25 protein-coding genes and 2 pseudogenes are annotated in these 17,588 nt (G+C 55.3%); 22 read left to right on the plus strand and 5 right to left on the minus strand.

What is annotated here, in order from left to right; all coding sequences use genetic code 11:
* Positions 1-6 precede the first annotated feature (6 nt).
* Positions 7-535 (minus strand): annotated as a pseudogene (greB, locus tag FDY98_RS08605) (transcription elongation factor GreB).
* Between the two features lie 172 nt (positions 536-707).
* On the opposite strand from greB, the gene FDY98_RS08610 reads away from it, so the two are divergent.
* The 6 genes and pseudogenes from FDY98_RS08610 to cysN all read left to right on the plus strand — a co-directional run bounded on the left by FDY98_RS08610 (position 708) and on the right by cysN (position 5,982).
* Positions 708-1,367: a hypothetical protein gene (locus FDY98_RS08610; protein ID WP_027959025.1), complete on the plus strand. Its 660-nt coding sequence runs from the start codon at positions 708-710 to the stop codon at positions 1,365-1,367.
* 70 nt (positions 1,368-1,437) lie between these two features.
* A pseudogene (locus tag FDY98_RS08615) lies at positions 1,438-2,152 on the plus strand (NUDIX domain-containing protein).
* A gap of 2 nt (positions 2,153-2,154) precedes the next feature.
* Positions 2,155-2,601 carry a DUF1249 domain-containing protein gene (locus tag FDY98_RS08620; RefSeq protein ID WP_022524019.1) on the plus strand — a complete coding sequence of 149 codons (447 nt, stop codon included), beginning with the start codon at positions 2,155-2,157 and terminating at the stop codon, positions 2,599-2,601.
* Complete coding sequence (locus FDY98_RS08625; RefSeq protein WP_027959026.1) at positions 2,601-3,365, plus strand: phosphodiesterase; 765 nt, start codon at positions 2,601-2,603, stop codon at positions 3,363-3,365. Before FDY98_RS08620 ends, FDY98_RS08625 begins: the two co-directional genes overlap by 1 nt.
* A 176-nt stretch (positions 3,366-3,541) precedes the next feature.
* Complete coding sequence (cysD, locus tag FDY98_RS08630; protein WP_009287723.1) at positions 3,542-4,540, plus strand: sulfate adenylyltransferase subunit CysD; 999 nt, start codon at positions 3,542-3,544, stop codon at positions 4,538-4,540.
* On the plus strand, positions 4,540-5,982 hold the full coding sequence (gene cysN, locus FDY98_RS08635) for a sulfate adenylyltransferase subunit CysN (protein WP_009287724.1): 1,443 nt from the start codon (positions 4,540-4,542) through the stop codon (positions 5,980-5,982). The genes cysD and cysN overlap by 1 nt, the downstream gene beginning before the upstream one ends.
* Before the next feature lie 195 nt (positions 5,983-6,177).
* Here cysN and FDY98_RS08640 read toward each other — a convergent pair whose 3' ends face one another.
* Genes FDY98_RS08640 through FDY98_RS08650 form a run of 3 tightly spaced genes read right to left on the minus strand, consistent with a single transcriptional unit; the run spans position 6,178 to position 8,483 of the window.
* A complete protein-coding gene (locus FDY98_RS08640; RefSeq protein WP_027959028.1) occupies positions 6,178-6,987 on the minus strand; it encodes a substrate-binding domain-containing protein in 810 nt (269 codons plus the stop codon).
* Between the two features lie 43 nt (positions 6,988-7,030).
* Positions 7,031-7,735: an ATP-binding cassette domain-containing protein gene (locus tag FDY98_RS08645; protein ID WP_340146428.1), complete on the minus strand. Its 705-nt coding sequence runs from the start codon at positions 7,733-7,735 to the stop codon at positions 7,031-7,033.
* A gap of 43 nt (positions 7,736-7,778) precedes the next feature.
* Positions 7,779-8,483 (minus strand): ABC transporter permease, encoded by a 705-nt coding sequence (locus FDY98_RS08650; RefSeq protein ID WP_009287726.1) that lies wholly within the window; start codon positions 8,481-8,483, stop codon positions 7,779-7,781.
* Between the two features lie 171 nt (positions 8,484-8,654).
* On the opposite strand from FDY98_RS08650, the gene FDY98_RS27515 reads away from it, so the two are divergent.
* The 10 genes from FDY98_RS27515 to FDY98_RS29420 all read left to right on the plus strand — a co-directional run bounded on the left by FDY98_RS27515 (position 8,655) and on the right by FDY98_RS29420 (position 13,858).
* Positions 8,655-9,050, plus strand: coding sequence for a helix-turn-helix domain-containing protein (locus tag FDY98_RS27515; RefSeq protein ID WP_340146429.1), 396 nt, complete (start codon positions 8,655-8,657; stop codon positions 9,048-9,050).
* Between the two features lie 5 nt (positions 9,051-9,055).
* Positions 9,056-9,493 carry a substrate-binding domain-containing protein gene (locus tag FDY98_RS27520; protein ID WP_340146430.1) on the plus strand — a complete coding sequence of 146 codons (438 nt, stop codon included), beginning with the start codon at positions 9,056-9,058 and terminating at the stop codon, positions 9,491-9,493.
* Positions 9,494-9,649: 156 nt separating this feature from the next.
* Positions 9,650-10,213: a type 1 glutamine amidotransferase domain-containing protein gene (locus FDY98_RS08660; protein WP_027959031.1), complete on the plus strand. Its 564-nt coding sequence runs from the start codon at positions 9,650-9,652 to the stop codon at positions 10,211-10,213.
* An 89-nt stretch (positions 10,214-10,302) separates the two neighbouring features.
* Entirely contained in the window at positions 10,303-11,331 is a 1,029-nt protein-coding gene (locus tag FDY98_RS08665) for an App1 family protein (protein WP_101148379.1), read from the plus strand.
* Positions 11,332-11,415: 84 nt separating this feature from the next.
* A complete protein-coding gene (locus FDY98_RS08670) occupies positions 11,416-12,090 on the plus strand; it encodes a zinc metallopeptidase (RefSeq protein WP_009287730.1) in 675 nt (224 codons plus the stop codon).
* A 227-nt stretch (positions 12,091-12,317) separates the two neighbouring features.
* Complete coding sequence (locus FDY98_RS27525; RefSeq protein WP_340146431.1) at positions 12,318-12,494, plus strand: hypothetical protein; 177 nt, start codon at positions 12,318-12,320, stop codon at positions 12,492-12,494.
* 169 nt (positions 12,495-12,663) lie between these two features.
* A complete protein-coding gene (locus tag FDY98_RS27530; protein WP_340146869.1) occupies positions 12,664-12,945 on the plus strand; it encodes a contractile injection system protein, VgrG/Pvc8 family in 282 nt (93 codons plus the stop codon).
* A 78-nt stretch (positions 12,946-13,023) separates the two neighbouring features.
* Positions 13,024-13,245 (plus strand): contractile injection system protein, VgrG/Pvc8 family, encoded by a 222-nt coding sequence (locus FDY98_RS27535; protein WP_340146870.1) that lies wholly within the window; start codon positions 13,024-13,026, stop codon positions 13,243-13,245.
* Positions 13,246-13,519: 274 nt separating this feature from the next.
* Complete coding sequence (locus tag FDY98_RS27540) at positions 13,520-13,705, plus strand: phage baseplate assembly protein V (protein WP_340146432.1); 186 nt, start codon at positions 13,520-13,522, stop codon at positions 13,703-13,705.
* Positions 13,706-13,747: 42 nt separating this feature from the next.
* Positions 13,748-13,858 (plus strand): bacteriophage T4 gp5 trimerisation domain-containing protein, encoded by a 111-nt coding sequence (locus FDY98_RS29420; RefSeq protein ID WP_442907903.1) that lies wholly within the window; start codon positions 13,748-13,750, stop codon positions 13,856-13,858.
* Positions 13,859-13,921: 63 nt separating this feature from the next.
* Here FDY98_RS29420 and FDY98_RS27545 read toward each other — a convergent pair whose 3' ends face one another.
* Positions 13,922-14,269 (minus strand): hypothetical protein, encoded by a 348-nt coding sequence (locus FDY98_RS27545; RefSeq protein WP_340146433.1) that lies wholly within the window; start codon positions 14,267-14,269, stop codon positions 13,922-13,924.
* A 146-nt stretch (positions 14,270-14,415) separates the two neighbouring features.
* Here FDY98_RS27545 and FDY98_RS08680 point away from each other — a divergent pair, with 146 nt between their 5' ends.
* The 6 genes from FDY98_RS08680 (at position 14,416) to FDY98_RS08705 (ending at position 17,586) form a co-directional block, all read left to right on the plus strand.
* Complete coding sequence (locus FDY98_RS08680) at positions 14,416-14,775, plus strand: DUF4123 domain-containing protein (protein ID WP_155705789.1); 360 nt, start codon at positions 14,416-14,418, stop codon at positions 14,773-14,775.
* Between the two features lie 50 nt (positions 14,776-14,825).
* Complete coding sequence (locus FDY98_RS08685; protein ID WP_155705790.1) at positions 14,826-15,356, plus strand: hypothetical protein; 531 nt, start codon at positions 14,826-14,828, stop codon at positions 15,354-15,356.
* A gap of 26 nt (positions 15,357-15,382) precedes the next feature.
* The gene (locus FDY98_RS08690; RefSeq protein ID WP_027959034.1) at positions 15,383-16,108 is read left to right on the plus strand and encodes a VRR-NUC domain-containing protein; all 726 of its coding nucleotides are present in this window, start codon (positions 15,383-15,385) and stop codon (positions 16,106-16,108) included.
* Positions 16,109-16,212: 104 nt separating this feature from the next.
* Positions 16,213-16,590: a hypothetical protein gene (locus FDY98_RS08695; RefSeq protein WP_155705791.1), complete on the plus strand. Its 378-nt coding sequence runs from the start codon at positions 16,213-16,215 to the stop codon at positions 16,588-16,590.
* Positions 16,542-17,153 carry a type VI immunity family protein gene (locus FDY98_RS08700; protein ID WP_155705792.1) on the plus strand — a complete coding sequence of 204 codons (612 nt, stop codon included), beginning with the start codon at positions 16,542-16,544 and terminating at the stop codon, positions 17,151-17,153. Before FDY98_RS08695 ends, FDY98_RS08700 begins: the two co-directional genes overlap by 49 nt.
* A gap of 28 nt (positions 17,154-17,181) precedes the next feature.
* Positions 17,182-17,586 carry a hypothetical protein gene (locus FDY98_RS08705; RefSeq protein ID WP_027959036.1) on the plus strand — a complete coding sequence of 135 codons (405 nt, stop codon included), beginning with the start codon at positions 17,182-17,184 and terminating at the stop codon, positions 17,584-17,586.
* The last annotated feature ends 2 nt before the right edge of the window (positions 17,587-17,588 follow it).

The following is a 17,588-nucleotide window of genomic DNA, read 5'->3' on the forward strand; positions in this document are numbered from 1 at the left end:
CAGGGATTAGCCAGTGTAATCAATGGCGGTGATGGTATAAAACGTATCACCGTTAGGCGTGAGCACTTTTGCTTCATCACCCACCTGTTTACCGAGCAGTGCTTTAGCCATAGGTGCATCGATACTGATCCAGCGCTTTTTGGTGTCGATTTCATCGTGGCCAACGATCCTGAGATGCACCTCACCGCCACTTTCATCCTCCAGGCTTACATAAGCGCCGAAAAACACCTTGCTGGTATCGGCTGGCAGGCGGTCTACGATTTGCAGTTCGTCCAAGCGTTTCGTCAGGTAAGTAATCCGGGCGATAACGCGGTTCAGCTCTTTCTTGTTATAGGTGTAATCGGCGTTTTCACTGCGGTCCCTGGGCGGCTGCTTCGCCGACTTTTGCTGAAATATCCGGGCGTTTAACCCGCGATAGGTGATCCAAGATAGCGCGCAAGCGAGCCGCCCCTTCTGGGGTAATCAGATTGCTCTTAGGGGCTTGACGCGGATCTTTGGCTGGATCGCGCCAGCGGGTCATGTTGCGGCCTTTCATTACCTATTCCCCATCGTGTTTCGAGCTACCCACCTTACGTTAATTGCGCGAAGCAACCAAGCAGCATGCTACTGGTAAATCATTCAAACGTTCGTTACATTTTTTGCTATATTGGGCTAGAGGCCCGTCATTGGTGGGTCTAAGTAGGACAACAATAATGTTAGGAGCATGTATGCGAACTCACTCTTTTCCACGTATGTTTTTACCGCGCTCATTAATCGCCGCCGCTATTGGCAGCGCGCTGATGCTGTCTCCGCTAACCGCCTCTGCCTTTGAAGGCGAGCTGTTTTCGCTTAAAAACAGGTGGGAGCATACCGTGACTGAGATGCCCGCCAACGAGCGCGAGAGCACGTTAAAGGCATTGGCAGGTGAAGCGGAGCAGTTGGCCGAGCAGTACAGCGATGAAGCTGATGTACTTGTTTGGCAGGGAATAGTTCTGGCTTCTTATGCCCGTGAGCGCGGTGGTTTAGGCGCATTAGGAATCGCAGGTGATGCGCGTGACGCGTTAGAAAAGGCGATTGAAATAGATCCTCAGGGGTTGAATGGTTCCGCCTACGTCACGCTAGGTGCGCTTTACGATCGCGCTCCGGGACGGCCACTCGGTTTTGGCAATAGTGATACCGCTGAACGCATGTTCCAGCGTGCCTTGGAGATCCGCCCAGACGGCATCGATGTGAACTACTACTACGCTGCCTTTTTGAAAGAAGAGGGCAATGAGCAGGCCGCTCGCGAGCACGCCCAGCGAGCGGTTAACGGCACCGCTCGAGACAACCGGCAAGTCTCCGATGAAGCGCTACGCCGTGATGCCGAAGCGCTGCTTAAGCAGCTGTAAATCCCCCGCTGAATTGGCATTCCCGGTGGCAAGCATTGATAATATCGATTATCACCACCGGGAGTGCCTCATGGCGTCCAACTCCAAGCACGATGCTGTTCAGAATCCTAAGTTTCAGCGCCCTCCTTTTAAAAACACGGCTCTTAGCGTTCCAGACTTAAAGCGCAATGATGTTGAGCTGCTTAAGCGGGAGACGCTACACCAGGGGTTTTTCCGCCTGGAAGCCTTAGAGCTTCGTCACCGGCTGTTTGAAGGTGGTTGGAGCGAACCTATGCGTCGTGAAGTGCATAATCGCTTTGATGCAGTGGGTGTGCTGCTCTACGACCCCGAGCGCGACTCATTGGTGCTCATTGAGCAGTTTCGTGCCGGCGCCATTGATGATTCCGCTTCTCCCTGGAAGCTCGAGCTCGTGGCCGGTTTGGTCGAAAAAGACGAATCGCTGGAAGATGTGGCGCGTCGCGAGGCGTGGGAGGAGGCCGGTTGTAAAGTGGCCCAACTGACCAAACTTCACACGTATTATCCCAGCCCTGGCGCTGCAGCGAGCAAGTGACATTTTGTGGTTTGGTAGATACCCAAGGATTAGGTGGGATTCATGGCCTAGATGAAGAGCATGAGGATATTCGTGTTCACGTCATGCCTTTCGCTAACGCTTGGAGCTCTTAGAGAAGGGGCGACTCGACAACGCCATGTGTTTAATTGGTCTACATTGGCTGAATAGTCAGCGAGCCTCACTGCGTGCTGCCTCGCAGCGCGCTTTGACGCAAAGCGAAACCGACGAGGAGTGAACATGGCGAGAACGGCCTATGTCACCGATTTAAAATCGCTCCAAGGGGAGTGCAGCGCCAACTATTTACGTTTGGTGCGCCTGGTGGGCGATATGGAGGCCGGCCAGCGCCGCGATATTGCCTTGCGCGGTGATAAACAGCATTTCGGTGATCTGCATCTGTATATTCAAGAGCAGGCGCCTTACACCACCATGGTGAATGTTTCTCAGACCGGCCCACTAGATACCGTTTTGGAAGGGCCGCGTATGCGCGTACATCTTTATCACGATGTACGCATGGCGGAAGTGACCGACTTTCAGCGCGAGCGCCACTTTAGTGGCCGCTACCGCTACCCCAATGCCCGGATGCATCAGCCGGATGAGAAGCTTCAACTCAACCGCTTCTTGGGCGAGTGGCTGGCTCATGGCCTTGCTCACGGTCACACGGTCGACGTGCCGGAGATGCCCTAATGCGTGTGGTGCAAATTACCGACGCCCATCTCTATGCGGATATCGAAGCGCGTTCCCGGGCGGGCATACCCTGGTGGCAGTTTCAGCAGGTGTTGAATGCCGTTGTCGCCGAAAAGCCCGATATCGTGCTGTTTACTGGTGATATTAGCCAGGATGAATCGGCCGCTTCCTACGCCTTGGCGGTGCAGGCGCTGGAGCAGTTGCCTTGCCCCTGGTACTGGCTGCCGGGTAATCACGATCAGCCCGAGTTCATGGCGGCCGAGCGGCCGATGGTTGAACAAGTGGACTTGGATTCGTGGCGCATCCTGTTGCTCAATACCCAGGTGGAGGGCAAACCCCACGGTGAACTGGGAAGCGAGCGGCTAGCTAAGCTCGCTGAACAGTTAGAGAACGATGACCGGCCCACGCTGATAGCCATGCACCACCCACCGGTGGACGTCGGCGCGGTGTGGATGGATGCCATTGGCCTACAAGATCGCGACGCATTTTGGCAACTGCTCAGTAAACACCCGCACGTCAAGATCATCCTGTTTGGTCACGCGCACCAAGCCTACGCCGAGCATCATATTTTAGGCACAGGTAGAGGCATAGGTGAGGCCACTATTGATGTTTATGGCTGCCCGGCGATGGCCGATCAGTTTCTGCCCGGTGCCGAGCAGTTTGCCATTGATGAAGCTTCCCGCCCTGGCTATCGGGTTATCGATTTGGCGTATAGCGATGCCCAGGGAAGCGAGTGGCAGAGCTGGATAGAGCGCACTGATTAGACGTTAATTGCTCTCTTATTTCTAGATAGGTTTTTTAGGAATAAAAAGATAGTTATTAATTCTTTTGGGTTATTACCGGCTCGGCGTTACCCTACTCACATTCGAACGTACATTTATCTATAACGTACGCTGATTTTAGCTTGTGTGACGAGCTTGTTCTTGTGAGGTAAGGGGCCATGACCCAATTGTCTACATTGTCGTCAAAAGAGCGGTCTTCAGAGACGCGTTCTTCATCTTCAGCGACGCAGGGGGAGGCTTTTAATGCCCCTGATGCCGCGCGCTTGACCCACCTCAAGCAATTAGAAGCCGAGTCTATCCATATCATCCGTGAAGTTGCCGCTGAGTTCGCCAACCCGGTGATGATGTACTCCATCGGTAAAGATTCGTCGGTAATGCTGCACTTGGCGCGCAAAGCTTTTTACCCCGGTACACCGCCATTCCCGCTGATGCACGTGGACACCACGTGGAAGTTTCGCGAAATGATCGAGTTCCGTAACCGCATGGCTGAAGAGGCGGGTATGGAACTGATCGTGCACACCAACGAAGAGGGGCGGGCAGCCAATATCAACCCGTTCGACCACGGCAGCGCCAAATACACCGATATCATGAAAACCCAGGCGCTCAAGCAGGCGCTGGATAAGTATGGGTTTGATGCGGCCTTTGGTGGCGCGCGTCGTGATGAAGAAGCCTCGCGTGCCAAAGAGCGCGTCTACTCGTTCCGCGATAAGTATCACCGTTGGGATCCCAAGAACCAGCGCCCTGAGCTTTGGAACGTATATAACGCTAAGGTCAATAAAGGTGAATCGATCCGCGTGTTCCCACTCTCTAACTGGACCGAGCTGGATATCTGGCAGTACATCTACTTAGAGTCGATTCCCATCGTGCCGCTCTACTACTCGGCCAAGCGGCCCATAGTCGAGCGCGACGGTATGCAAGTTATGGTCGATGACGACCGTATGCCGTTAGCACCTGGCGAAGTGCCGGAAATGAAGTCGGTACGGTTTCGAACGCTTGGCTGCTACCCGCTAACCGGCGCGGTGGAATCCGAAGCCGCGACGCTTCCGGAAATTATTCAAGAGATGCTGCTGACCCGAACCAGTGAACGCAGTGGCCGCGCCATCGATCGCGATCAGGTGGGTTCGATGGAGAAGAAAAAGCGCGAGGGGTACTTCTGATGTCTCACCAATCTAATTTAATCGCCGATAATATCGAGCAGTACCTGCACGAGCACGAAAACAAAGACCTGCTGCGTTTTATCACCTGCGGTAGCGTAGACGACGGCAAATCGACGCTGATTGGCCGTCTGCTTCACGACTCGAAAATGATCTTTGAAGATCAACTGGCGGCGATCACTCAGGCTTCTAAAACCAGTGGTACTACTGGTGATACCGTTGATCTGGCGCTGTTGGTGGATGGGCTGCAGTCAGAGCGTGAGCAGGGCATTACCATCGATGTGGCGTACCGCTTTTTCTCTACGGATAAGCGCAAGTTTATTATCGCCGATACGCCTGGGCATGAGCAGTACACCCGCAATATGGCCACGGGGGCATCAACCGCCAGCCTGGCGATTATCCTGATCGATGCCCGCTACGGTGTGCAGACCCAGACTCGCCGCCATAGCTTTATTGCCGACCTGCTAGGTATTCAGCACCTGGTGATTGCGGTCAATAAGATGGATCTAGTGGACTTCTCCGAGCAGCGCTTTAACGAGATAGTCGATGAGTACCGAGCCTTTGCCACCAATCTGCAAGCACCTGACATTCGCTTTGTACCGATGTCGGCCCTGAATGGCGACAACGTGGTCAATCGCAGCGAACAAACGCCCTGGTATTTTAGCGATGCTTACCAGGGGGAAACACTGATCGAGCTATTAGAGAGTGTCGAGATTACCCGCGACCAGAACCTCAGCGATCTGCGTTTACCGGTTCAGTACGTTAACCGCCCGAACCTTGATTTTCGCGGTTACTGCGGCACCTTAGCCGCGGGTGTATTACGTCCTGGTCAAGCCGTTAAGGCACTTCCATCGGGTAAAACGTCGCGGGTTGCACGGATTGTCACTTTTGATGGTGACCTTGCGGCCGCTTATCCAGGTCAGGCGATCACTGTGACTCTGGAAGATGAAATCGATATCTCCCGTGGCGACTGGCTGGTGGCAGCGGATAGCGAACTGCCGCTCTCCAACACCTTTAAAGCCGATATTGTTTGGATGCAGGAAGAGGCGTTAACGCCAGGTAAGCTCTACGATTTCAAACTGGCGACCCGCGATCTTTCCGGTCAGATCAGTGCGATTGATTACCAAATCGACGTCAATACTCTGGAGAAGCATGCCACTCACTCGCTGGGGCTAAATGCGATTGCCCGCTGCGACGTGGAACTGACAGCTGCTATTCCCGTGGATGATTACCGCACCAGCCCCGGTACCGGTAGCTTTATCATCATTGATCGGCTGACCAACGTGACCGTAGGCGCCGGTATGATCCGCGGTACCGCCAGCGCCCCAGGCAATGCTTCAAACGCCACCGATTGGGCCGACTTTGAGCGTGACTTGAATGCCCTGGTGCGTAAGCATTTCCCTCACTGGGAAGCGAAAGATATCAGCGGTTTATTCAGCCGCTAACCGGCATAAGCTCCGGTCATGAGCCTCCTCACATCCGTGCGAGGAGTTCTCCTTATGTCATTGCGAGGAGCGAAGCGACGCGGCAATCTTGCTTTTGTCATTGCGAGCGCAGCGCGGCAATCTCAAAGTTAGTGCCATCGCCGGTATGAGATTGCTTCGTCGCAAGCTACTCGCAATGGCGGTAGGTGATTAGATTTACTCAGCATTAGGGAAAAACAGCTGCTGACCATCTACCTCAAAATCCGCAATCGCTTGCTGGCCCTGTTCAGAAACCAGCCACTCGTGCCACTGGGCGGCGAGGTCGTGCTTCAAATGCGGGTGTCGCTCTGCCGAGAGCAATAGGCTGCCATACTGATTGAATAGCGCTTCATCGCCTTCAAACAGCAAGGTAAGGTCTTGTGGGTTGTCAAAGGCGACCCAGGTGGCGCGATCGGTAAACGTATAGGCGTCCATGCCCGCGGCGGTATTCAACGTAGGGCCCATGCCGCTGCCCAGCTCGCGGTACCACTCGCCCTGTGGCGTGACCCCAGCATCTTCCCATAAGCGCAATTCCGCGCGGTTCGTGCCGCTATCGTCCCCGCGTGAGGCGAAGGGGGACTCGCTCTCGGCAATGCGCTGCATGGCATCTGTAACGGTTTCGCTATCACTAATGCCTGCAGGGTCATCGCTCGGGCCAACAATCACGAAATCGTTGTACATTACATTCAAGCGTTCTGTGGCGTAGCCATCGGCCACAAACTTTTCTTCACCTGCGGTGTCGTGAACCAGCAGGCTATCCGCATCGCCACGGCGACCAATTTCAAATGCCTGGCCGGTGCCCACGGCGACCACGTGCACATCAATCCCGGTCTCTTCGCTGAATGCGGGGATGATGGCGTCAAACAGGCCAGAGTTTTCGGTAGAGGTCGTGGAGGCCAGGGTAATGTAGTCATCGGCCGCCATCAGCGTAGCGCTGAAGGTCAGCCCTAGGGTGCCAGCGGTGATAAGTGCGGTAGTTTTGTTCATTTTTGCTCCTTGATCGCTTTTCATAAATCGTTTTACTTCAATCCTAGGGCTCACTCATATTGGAGCTACCAGACCAACTCGCCGCGAATAAACGCCCCCGCCTCAGGTGAGGTGGGGGCGGTAAAAAAGTCGCGGGCAGGGTGTGTTCAAGTAGTTCGCCGTTGTGCAAAAACACCACGTCATTGGCTAAGCGATGTGCCTGGTGCAAGTCGTGAGTGGTCATAACGATACGTGTACCGCTGTGATGAAACTCCAGTACGGCATCTTCAACGGCCTTGATGGCGGCGGGGTCGAGCGCCGAGGTGGGTTCGTCTAAAAACAGAACTTGGGGATTGAGCAGCCAGGCCCGTGCCAACGCTAAACGCTGCTGCTCGCCACCGGAAAGCACCCGCGCAGGCCGTTTGGCTAGGTGTGCTAAGCCAAACTTCTCAAGGGCACTCATCGCCTGGGTTTTTCGAGGTAACGCTTTCAGTTCTGGTCGCGCCGCTTTGTTAATGGCTAGCACATAGGTCAGGTTATCCAGCGCTGAGCGGCGTAACAGCACAGGGCGTTGGAAAACCATGGCTTGCGCGGGCTGAACCCCTTGCCAGCGAACCGAACCGCTGGAGGGCGTTAGTAGGCCGTGAGCTAGACGCATTAATAGGCTTTTGCCCGCACCGTTCGGCCCCATTATTAGCGTTCGCTGGCAGCCTGCAAGGCGCATCGATGTGGGACTAAGCAGGGTATGGCCGCGATGGATAAAGCTCACGCTGTCGAGCTCAAGGGTGGCGACGGGGGCGTATGATGTGCGTTCATCCCAGCCGCCTTTTCGCCGTTTCGCCGATTATGTGGGCAATCGCGTTAATCATGGTGACCAGGGCGAGCAGAATGATCCCTAAGCCAAGGGCCATAGGCAGGTTGCCCTTGCTGGTTTCCAACACAATGCTGGTGGTCATCACGCGGGTGACGCCGTCGATGTTCCCGCCCACAATCATCACTGCGCCCACTTCGGCGCTGGCGCGGCCAAAGCCTGCCAGGATCACCGTTAACAGCCCAAAGCGTGCGTCCCATAGCAGGGTGGGGATCATGCGTAGGCGCGTTAGCCCCAGTGAGTTCAACTGCTCGGCATACTCTCCGTGAAGCGCTTCAACCTGCTGGCGGGTGAGGGCGGCAATAATGGGTAGTACCAGAATCACTTGGGCTATCACCATCGCTGTTGGCGTAAACAGCAGCCCCCATTCACCCAGTGGGCCTGCGCGCGAAAGCAGTAGGTAGACACAAAGCCCTGCCACGACTGGCGGTAAGCCCATCAAGGCATTGAGGGCGACAATCACGACGTTACGTCCAGGAAAGCGCCATAGCGCCAGAGCAGCGCCTAAGGGCAGGGCTATCAGGCTGGCAATCAATACCGCCATCAGCGATACCTGCAGCGAGAGCATCACGATGGAGATTAGCGCGCTATCCATACTCAGGATCAGGGTGAGAGCAGTACTAAAAGCATTATCACTGGTGAGCATTGAGCGTCGGTTTCACTTTTGTATGAAGAGCTGTTGTAGGAAAACTGTTATCTGAGAATTGGCATGATGTATCGAAAAATGACTTAATGCACTGCGTCCTGAAATTTATGCAGTCATATGCAGTTAAAATACAAAAGAGGTTTGCATTTTACCCAGCGAGGCTACCTTGCGATGTCTGAACCACATACTTACCTGACCACCGCAGAAGTCGCTGACTATTTGCGTTTAAAAGAGCGCAAGGTGTATGACTTGGTGCGCCAAGGCCAGATTCCCTGTAGTCGGGTAACGGGAAAGTTGCTGTTTCCCCGCCAACAGATCGATTTATGGGTGCTGAACCATTTAGAAGGCGATCAGGCGCAGCGTTTATCAGTGCCGCTAGTAGCAGCCGGTAGCCAGGATCCACTGTTGGAGTGGGCTATTCGGGAAAGCGGCTCTGATTTGGCGATGCTCTGCCAAGGCAGTGGCGACGGCGTGCGGCGGTTGCTTGACGGCAAGGCGATGTTGGCGGGCATTCATCTGCTGGATGCTTCTACTCAGCGCTATAACGAACCCACGCGCTCGGCTTAAGCGGCATGCGTGATCTGTTGATAGTGCACTGGGCAAAGCGCCGCCAAGGGCTGCTTTTACCCGCTGGCAACCCGATGAGCATCTCTGGGCTAAATGATTTAAAACGGCCCGGGATCCGCGTGGCGCATCGCCAGCCCGACGCTGGAGCAGCACGGTTGCTGCACTGTTTGCTACAACAAGCAGGCATTGAAAGCTCGGCGATCAACTGGGCGCCCCATGCCTCCTTAAGTGAAGATGATTTGGCGCTTAGCATTGGGCAGGGTGAGGCAGATGTTGGGCTGGGGGTTGAAGCCGCCGCCCATCGCCAGCACCTTGGCTTCGTTACACTTTGCGATGAGCCGTTTGATTTAATTATGCAGCGGCGCAGTTATTCGAACCTTCAATACAGCGCCTGTTGGCGTTTGCTCATCAAGCGCGTTTTGCCGAGAGGGCAACACAGTTAGGAGGTTATGATATTGCTGAACTAGGAAGGATTGTGCATAACGCCTAGCGCGCTATTCGCTAACCTGCGGCGTCAGTAGGAGAGCTTGACCCTGATTCAATATACGCCACACTAGTGGGGCGTTACTAACGCAAATCATCACGAAAAGGAGAGCATGATGAAACAAGCACTAAACGGTAAGCGTGTTGCTATTTTAGCCGCAGCTGGTTTTGAAGAGTCTGAGCTGAGCGTACCGCGCGCCGCCTTACAGAAAGAGGGTGTTGAGGTTCATGTGGTCACCCCCGACGGTAAAGGAGTCCGCGCTTGGGCGGAAACCGACTGGGGCGACACCTATGAAGCCGATAAAGCCCTTGCTGATGCCAGTGAGTCTGACTACCACGCCTTGGTACTGCCGGGTGGTTTATTCAACCCCGATGAACTGCGCATCAACGACGATGCGTTGAGTTTCGTAAGAGGGTTTTTCCAGGCAGGTAAGCCTGTTGCTGCTATTTGCCATGCGCCGTGGATTTTAATTAATGCGGGCGTGGTTGAAGGCCGCCGCATGACCTCGGTACACAGCGTCGCGCAAGATTTACGCAATGCCGGCGTTGAGTGGGTCGATGAGCCAGTTGTTGTGGACAGCGGTCTTGTGACCAGCCGTACGCCGAAGGACTTGGATGCCTTTAACGCCAAGTTACTCGAAGAGCTGCAGGAAGGGCGTCACTCCGGTCAACACGCTTGATGAGCGTATTGCGTCAGTGGACAAGCTTTATCAAAAGGCTTGTCCACGTTATTGCCAAACCTATCAAAGGAGACAGTAGCCGCGGCGGAATGGTGGTTCATCCTTACCGCGGCTATGGTTCCCAACGTGAAGTTTTTGTCATGGGCCGGGTGTTTCGCCAAGCCGCACTAGGTCGAGCCATTCCTCGCCATGGCATGCTACGCGATACTGCGGACGTGGCACGGCGCGTTTTACGCCGGGGGCTGGCCGATGCGCAGGTAGAAATTCACATCGGCGAAAATAAGCTCTGCGTCGGCACGGATCGAGATGGCTATTTCGACGTCCACTTACCGATTAGTCACACCCTGCCCATTGATGTCTCCTGGCACCGCGCCGATATTTTAGTGCATTGCTCGGGGCAGACGCCGGTACGTACTCACGTAGAAGTTTATGTACCTCCGTCAGAGGCGGATTTGCTGATCATCAGTGATATTGATGATACCGTTATGTTTACCGGGGTGGCGGAAAAGCTCAAAATGCTTTATCGCTTATTTGTTAAAAAACCTCATCGCCGCACCGCTTTCCCCGGTGTTGCGCCGCTTTATCAAGCTTTACATCGTGGCGTTAGTGAACGCGCTGAGCGGCCCATTTTGTATGTATCCCGTGGCCCTTGGGCGATATACGAAATGCTCGAAACCTTTTTTCAGATCAACCGCATCCCCGTTGGGCCGATTATCTTTTTACGCGAATGGGGCATCTCTTTGCGCAAGCCTTGGCCGCGCCGTGCAGAAGAGCATAAGCGCGAACTGATCGACCGTATGTTGACGCTTTATAATGATATGCCGTGTATTCTCATTGGCGATAGCGGTCAACACGATCCAGAAGTGTATACCGAGATAGTGAAAGCCTACCCAGATCGGATTAAAGCGATTTATATTCGTCAAGTGGATAAAAACCCCAGGCGCGAGCAGGCGATCCAGCGGTTGCGGGATGAGTTGGCCGGCACCCAGTGTGATTTAGTGCTCGCCGCAGATAGCGTGCTGATTGCCGAACACGCCCACGCCCAGGGCGATATCTCTGCCCACGGCTTAGCGGCAGTACAGCGCGAAGTTGAGGAGCACCGCAACGATCCCGCATAACGCTGTTGCCAAGTCAGTCCCCATGGTAAAAGTACGCTACGAAGAAGTGTGTTTAACGACGGTTATTTGTAGATAGGGGCTGCCATGGTTGTTGTGCTGATCATTTTTGCGCTGGCAGTATTTGTGCTCCCCAATGTTTGGGCCAAGTGGGTACTTAAACGCCATACCCGCGGCCGTGACGATTACCCGGGCACGGGTGCAGAGCTTGCCGATCATTTGCTGCGCCGACTGGGGATTGAGGGCGCAAGCGTTGAGCGCACTGAGTATGGTGACCATTATGACCCAGAAACCCGCTGCGTACGTCTTTCACCGGATAACTACGATGGGCGTTCGCTAACGGCCGTCACGGTGGCTGCCCATGAAGTAGGGCACGCCATTCAGCATCACCAGGGTTACGCGCCGCTACTGGCGCGTAGCCGCTTAGTCGGCGTTGCCCAAAAAGCTGAGAAACTCGGCGCTGTACTGATGATGGCTGCACCTTTTCTGTTTTTATTGACGCGTCTGCCGGGTGGTTTAGCCATTGTAATTGCCATGGCGGTGATCAGCTTTGGCACCGCGGCGCTGGTGCATTTTGTGACCCTGCCAGTTGAGTTTGATGCCAGCTTTAACCGGGCGCTGCCGCTCTTGAAAGAGTACGTCCCGCCTTACGATATGCCCGGTGCCCGGCACGTACTCACCGCCTGCGCGTTTACCTACGTGGCCGCCTCGCTGGCCAGTGTTATGAACCTGGGGCGCTGGCTGGTGATTTTGCGGCGCTAAGCCTGTATAGAATATTTATGCTCTGCTGACTCCTGCAAAACTGGTTCTTAATACGTTAAGAGAGGGGTTACTGAGGTTTTTGTAAGCCATGGATTAAAATTTTGTAAGCCATCTCTTACAAGCGTGTAAGAGATCCCTGTCACTTGCCCTCCGAGCCTTGCTCTCTGGCCCCCGCTCGCTATCCTGATCGTTTCTCATTTACGGGTAATGATCCAAGGAGCGGTGCGATGGCGGATAAAACGGGCCTACAGTTTACCCTGACCCTACCCGGGGCCGATGACACCGCCGTGGTGCGCTTTACCCATCGCGAGGCGCTGTCGGAGCCGTTTGCGCTCTCGGTTGAGTTTGCCAGCCGCACCCACGACCTGTCGCCCAGCGACTGTTTGGATCAAAACGCCACCTGACCATTTGGCAGGACGGCGAGCCGCTGCGCCGCGTGCATGGGATGATTTCAGAGCTGCACCGCGGCGATCGGGACACCGCGCAGCTTCTACGTGGTGAGATTCGTCCGGCGTTGTGGCGGTTATCGCTGCGCCATAATCGCGTATCTTTCAGGATACGTCCCTTGATGCCATCACCACCCTCGCTAACGAGCGCAGCCTCACCGATATCGGCTTTGCCACCACCCGCACGCCCCTTGATCGGGAGTTTCTGGTTCAGTACCGCGAGACCGATCTGGCCTTTATCGAGCGTTTAGCCGCCGAAGAGGGCTGCTTCTATTTCCATGAGTTTGAGAACACCGAGGGCGGCAAACACCAGTGGTGTTTGCCGATGCCACCGTGGTGCTGCCCAGCGTGGGCGAGCGCACCTACCACGGCCGCGCCGGGGCACCCCGCCCCGACGCCACCTGCGTAAATTGCGTCAGGCCAACCGCGTGCGCCCCGCCTCGGCGATGCTCAAGGACTACACCTTTAAAACCCGCCCTACGCGCAGATCCACGAGCACCTCGCGCCGGATTGGGCGAGCAACGCCCAGCGGGAGGATTACGAGCACTTCGACTACCCCGGCCGCTATAAGAAGGACGCTTCCGGCAAGCCGTTTACCCGCCACCGCTTAGAATCCCTGCGCGCCGACGCCACCACCGCCGAGCCGAGAGTGACCTGCCCGAGCTCGCCCCGGCATCTGCTTTACCCTCACCGACCACGATATCGATAGCCTTAACCGTGCCTGGCAGGTGGTCTCAGTGGTGCACCACGGCGAGCAGCCCCAGGCGTTGGAAGAGGACGGTATGGCCCGGGGCGGTAATGGAGCCAGCGCGCGCAAGCAGGCGAGCTGATGACCCGCTACCACAACGACGTGGTGATCATGCCCGGGATCAGACCTTCCGCCCGGTGCCCAACCCCAAGCCGCGGGTCGATGGCCCCCAGGTGGCCTTTGTGGTCGGCCCGGAAGGCGAAGAGATCTACTGCGACGAACATGGCGGGTCAAGGTGCAGTTCCCCTGGGATCGTTATGCCGAGCCCAACGAGACTGCCAGTTGCTGGGTGCGGGTGGCCAGGGCTGGGCAGGCGGTGGCTACGGCAGCATGGATCCCCGTCGGCCATGAGGTCATTGTCTCGTTTTTAGAGGGCGACCCCGATCAACCGCTGGTCACCGGCGCACCTACCACGCGGTGAATACACCCGCCCTACCCGCTGCCGGCCAACAAGACCCGCACGGTGATCCGCACCCAGAGCCATAAGTCGGAAGGCTTTAACGAACTGCGCTTTGAGGACGCCACCGGCGAAGAGCAGATCTGGTTTCACGCCCAAAAAGATCTGAGCTGCTGACGCTTAATGACCGCACCGAGGAGATCAAACGCGATAGCCATCTCAAAGTGCACAATGACCGTATCAGCGAGATCGACAACGACGAGCACCACACGGTGCATCGCCACCGTTTGAGCACACCGAAGGCGCCCAACATTTAAATGTTGAAGGCACTATGCATATGCGTGCCGGGCAGGCCTGGCTAAGCGAAAGTGGCGGGAACTGCATATCAAGTCGGGCCAAAAAGCGGTACTCGAAGCCGGTAGCGAAATCACCCTCAAGGTAGGCGGCAGCTTTATCAAGCTCGACCCCAGCGGCATTACCATCGTTGGCCCCCAGGTCAAGATCAATGCAGGAGGCAGCCCTGGTAATGGCACCGGGCAGGCGGCCGAAGGCCCACGCCTGCCGGGGAAAGCGAGTAGCGAGCAGCATCAGCGCATACCACCGATAAAACGTCAGCCCATCGCTTTCGCAGAAACCGAAGGGCAAGCGATAGCGCTGAAAAAGGCTGCCAGCAGCGGCAAGGCTCTTTGCGATATCTGTGCCGATACCCTGAAAAGCTCACAGGGGGCGTCCTCATGAGTAGAGCGTTGCCGTCATGCACGCATCTTGTGCTAGATGCCGCCCAACCAGAAGTCCGCGAGCAGTGGTATCGGCGTTCGGCCTATAGCGCCGATGGCGAGCTGCTCTATACCGGCACCCCCTTTGCGCATTTGTCGGCGGTTTCTCCTATCGTCGCGCGCACCTCAACCGATGACCCTTTTTTACGCTGGGTGACTACCCAGCGGCCCAACCTGCGCTGGGGCGTTCTGCTCGAAAGTCGTGCCTCATCTCAGCAACTGGCCAGCCATTTTCAGCATTGGCTAACGATCTTGAATGACCAAGGCAACGAAGTGCTCTGGCGCTTTATGACCCTGAAGTACTGCCGTATTTCCTAGATGCGTTTGGCGAACAGGAGCGCAGCCAATGGTTTGGCCCTTGTACAGCGGTGCACTGCCTAACCCCAAAAGGCGTGGTTATCCAGCGTGAGCGTAGTGCGCGTAAAGGTAAAGAGCAGCAAGAGGACGCGTTAAGCCAGCCACTACCCGCAGCCCCCTGGTGGCGTATTACCCAGCGTCATCTACACCTGCTACGCCCGCTGCTGCGTAAGGAATTAATCGCCGAGGCGCGTCAACGCTTGTTGCTAGCCGCCTGGTCGTGGTTGATGCACCTTGAAACGTCAACGATTGACGCGCGCCTTGGCGAGGTCATCGACCGCTTGACCGCACTCAATCAAGGAGAGTTGCCCAGTATCGATATGGCCGAGCACTTCTGCCTACTGGTATTTACCAGTTGTTCACATCTGGAACAGCGGGACGATTTTAAAAAGGTAGTCGCCACCCATGGCCTCGAGACGACGCTAATCCAGTGGCAAACCTATGCCTACGGCCAACTGCCTGACCGCGCCCACCACGATACCCAATGGCTGCCTGACGGGCCGCAAATGTCAACGTTAGAAAGGGAGGGAACCACATCATGAGCGGGACAAGTGCGCAGGCATGCCCGATGGACGATGATATCGAAAGCCGCTTGGCGATCGTTTGCAGTTTTGTATGCACCTGTGAAGTTGTGCCCAATCGTGGGCGGAGTGGCATCAACCTTAAACAGAGCTGTGTAGATAGAGGGCTACAACAACTCAATGAGAACTGCGATACGGGCATACGCGTGCAGGTGCCCTACTATATGGGAGATTCGCCACCTTCACCGTTGCTTGTGAAAGACGATGAAGGCCAGGAAACGGCCGACGCGATTCCTAGCTTTGGCCATGCCATTAACCGTATTAGAAAAATTAAGCGTGATAGGGCACGAGGGATATTATTAACAGAAACGGCAAAAAATCGCGAAGAAGGCTATACCCGTGGCGATATGCGCATACCCGATGCGGTCGTGCTGCGCGATCCCAACGGCAAACCCACTCAAGACAATATGTTAGGTGTGATTGAGGTCAAGTTTCCACCAGATGATTGGGGTGATGGGCAAGAAAGGGCTTATGAGGAGATCGCCGGAGGAGAGGAGAAATTGCATCTACTCACCCCCGAGCGGTGCAAATGTGATGGGCCGCAGCAGACCAAGTATGCGCCTGTGATCCAGCCCGCCACGGAGACCTACCGGGATCGCCTGGAAGAAAAGGGGATTGATTGGGACAAAACCGTTATAGGTGTGGCACGAGTCGCCGGACAATTTTCGCTTCGGGTACTTGCTGCCGGTGCTGCTCTTATTGGTGGAACATAACTGGGCGCGTTATAAATCCCCGTCAAATTTACCCAAAATGACGTACTCATTACCTTGGACGGCATGTTTTCGGTATGTTTCTTGTAACCATTAAGGAGAAATAAATGGATACACCACAGGATCTAGATCAACTGCTCACAGTAGAAACCGATAACGGCGTCCTGTTTAAAATCTGCCTGGGCGTGGCGCTGTTTTTTACCGGCTCCCAACAGGATGAAAAACGCCAGGCGGTACTGGATATTCTTGCCGACTACCGTGATCTAGTGGGCGATCAACTTACCTGGACGACTAACCCCACTACCGGCCGCTGGAAAAAGCTTAAGGGGTTTGATAGCTATATCACTCCCTTGGACTGGCTGCCTACCTATGGCCCGGAGAGTGGGAGTTTGTTTATCACGGTGGCCAGCGGCGCAGCGATGCGAACGAACATGGGATGGTTGTTCTTGGCAATAGACCAAGCTCCGATGAGCGAGGAGAGGTAAGTTATTTATATTGTCAGTTCCCAGTTGATTTTTTTATCGAGCGTGAGCAGAAACTACCTGCGCTAGTACAACGCTGGTGCGAGAAGCTTAAACCCGAGCATGGCTATTCAGGCTTTTGGTTAGGTCGCTCTTATGGTTACGAAAAAAGTGATGAGGCGGTAATTCTTGAGTACAAATTTGGCCAGCGCTTTCCTGGGATGCAAATTAATAAGTTCACGACTCATTCTTTAAACCTACACCGTGGCCCTAAAGGTGTTGATTGGCTGACGATTCTTTCTGACGCTTGGTTAGAACGTTTAGGTGATCTAGAACAAGTCAAAGAACAAATGGGTGAGCTGCCGGTGCTGGAGTATAGCGGCGGTGCGATTTTGCGCGCAGGCGCCATGCCGCAGCTGGGCGATAACGAAAGCCCGAGGTCAATGCCGCCTTGGCCGACTATCGCCGTGTGGCGGAAATTATTGAACCCGTTCGTATCAAAGACCATCAAGGCATTCATCCCCAGCTCTTTGGCAATGCGCGGCACGAAAAGCGCTTTGATGAGGCTGAATACCAAGCCTGGCTAGCACGCTTTAGCCCTCAAGGAGGTGAGCAATGAGCGAGCCAGCTAGTGGTGAAGTGTTCGATCTGGAGTGGATCCCAGGGCAGCTGTTTCCTGATATTGAGCTGGAACGTGTAGACGTCGATGAACAGGCAATCCGCGTGGTGTGCAGCGATGGCGACTGGTCGATACAGTCCGATATCACCCTGTTTTGGGGGCCGGGCACCATGGTGTTTGAGGTAGAAGGCGATATCGACGTGCGTATCCGTGAAGGCGAACGCTGGCCCTTGGTCGCGCCTTCTACCGCGCAGAACAAGCTGATTCCGTATCTCCACACGCTGGAAGTGATCGAACGTGGTGACCCTTGGCGGCTGCGCTTTCGTGCCGGGGATCTGAATGCCAAGGTCGAGCTACAGTCGACCGTGACCCGCATCACCTGGCATCCAGACGGCGCCTGACG

It is taken from the genome of Halomonas sp. PA16-9 (assembly GCF_009728585.1).
Classification (GTDB): Bacteria; Pseudomonadota; Gammaproteobacteria; order Pseudomonadales; family Halomonadaceae; genus Vreelandella; species Vreelandella titanicae.

Excerpts from the sequence above, each read along its gene's own strand:
- FDY98_RS27525 (WP_340146431.1), top strand. The coding sequence starts at position 12,318 with ATGGCGGATAAAACGGGCCTACAGTTTACCCTGACCCTACCCGGGGCC.
- FDY98_RS27545 (WP_340146433.1), bottom strand. The coding sequence starts at position 14,269 with ATGCTGCTCGCTACTCGCTTTCCCCGGCAGGCGTGGGCCTTCGGCCGC.
- FDY98_RS08700 (WP_155705792.1), top strand. The coding sequence starts at position 16,542 with ATGGTTGTTCTTGGCAATAGACCAAGCTCCGATGAGCGAGGAGAGGTA.
- FDY98_RS08705 (WP_027959036.1), top strand. The coding sequence starts at position 17,182 with ATGAGCGAGCCAGCTAGTGGTGAAGTGTTCGATCTGGAGTGGATCCCA.
- FDY98_RS08640 (WP_027959028.1), bottom strand. The coding sequence starts at position 6,987 with ATGAACAAAACTACCGCACTTATCACCGCTGGCACCCTAGGGCTGACC.
- FDY98_RS08670 (WP_009287730.1), top strand. The coding sequence starts at position 11,416 with ATGGTTGTTGTGCTGATCATTTTTGCGCTGGCAGTATTTGTGCTCCCC.
- FDY98_RS08660 (WP_027959031.1), top strand. The coding sequence starts at position 9,650 with ATGAAACAAGCACTAAACGGTAAGCGTGTTGCTATTTTAGCCGCAGCT.
- cysD (WP_009287723.1), top strand. The coding sequence starts at position 3,542 with ATGACCCAATTGTCTACATTGTCGTCAAAAGAGCGGTCTTCAGAGACG.
- FDY98_RS08680 (WP_155705789.1), top strand. The coding sequence starts at position 14,416 with ATGAGTAGAGCGTTGCCGTCATGCACGCATCTTGTGCTAGATGCCGCC.
- FDY98_RS08695 (WP_155705791.1), top strand. The coding sequence starts at position 16,213 with ATGGATACACCACAGGATCTAGATCAACTGCTCACAGTAGAAACCGAT.
- FDY98_RS27515 (WP_340146429.1), top strand. The coding sequence starts at position 8,655 with ATGTCTGAACCACATACTTACCTGACCACCGCAGAAGTCGCTGACTAT.
- FDY98_RS27520 (WP_340146430.1), top strand. The coding sequence starts at position 9,056 with ATGCGTGATCTGTTGATAGTGCACTGGGCAAAGCGCCGCCAAGGGCTG.
- FDY98_RS08690 (WP_027959034.1), top strand. The coding sequence starts at position 15,383 with ATGGACGATGATATCGAAAGCCGCTTGGCGATCGTTTGCAGTTTTGTA.
- FDY98_RS08625 (WP_027959026.1), top strand. The coding sequence starts at position 2,601 with ATGCGTGTGGTGCAAATTACCGACGCCCATCTCTATGCGGATATCGAA.
- FDY98_RS08650 (WP_009287726.1), bottom strand. The coding sequence starts at position 8,483 with ATGCTCACCAGTGATAATGCTTTTAGTACTGCTCTCACCCTGATCCTG.
- FDY98_RS08610 (WP_027959025.1), top strand. The coding sequence starts at position 708 with ATGCGAACTCACTCTTTTCCACGTATGTTTTTACCGCGCTCATTAATC.
- FDY98_RS08665 (WP_101148379.1), top strand. The coding sequence starts at position 10,303 with ATGGTGGTTCATCCTTACCGCGGCTATGGTTCCCAACGTGAAGTTTTT.
- cysN (WP_009287724.1), top strand. The coding sequence starts at position 4,540 with ATGTCTCACCAATCTAATTTAATCGCCGATAATATCGAGCAGTACCTG.
- FDY98_RS08620 (WP_022524019.1), top strand. The coding sequence starts at position 2,155 with ATGGCGAGAACGGCCTATGTCACCGATTTAAAATCGCTCCAAGGGGAG.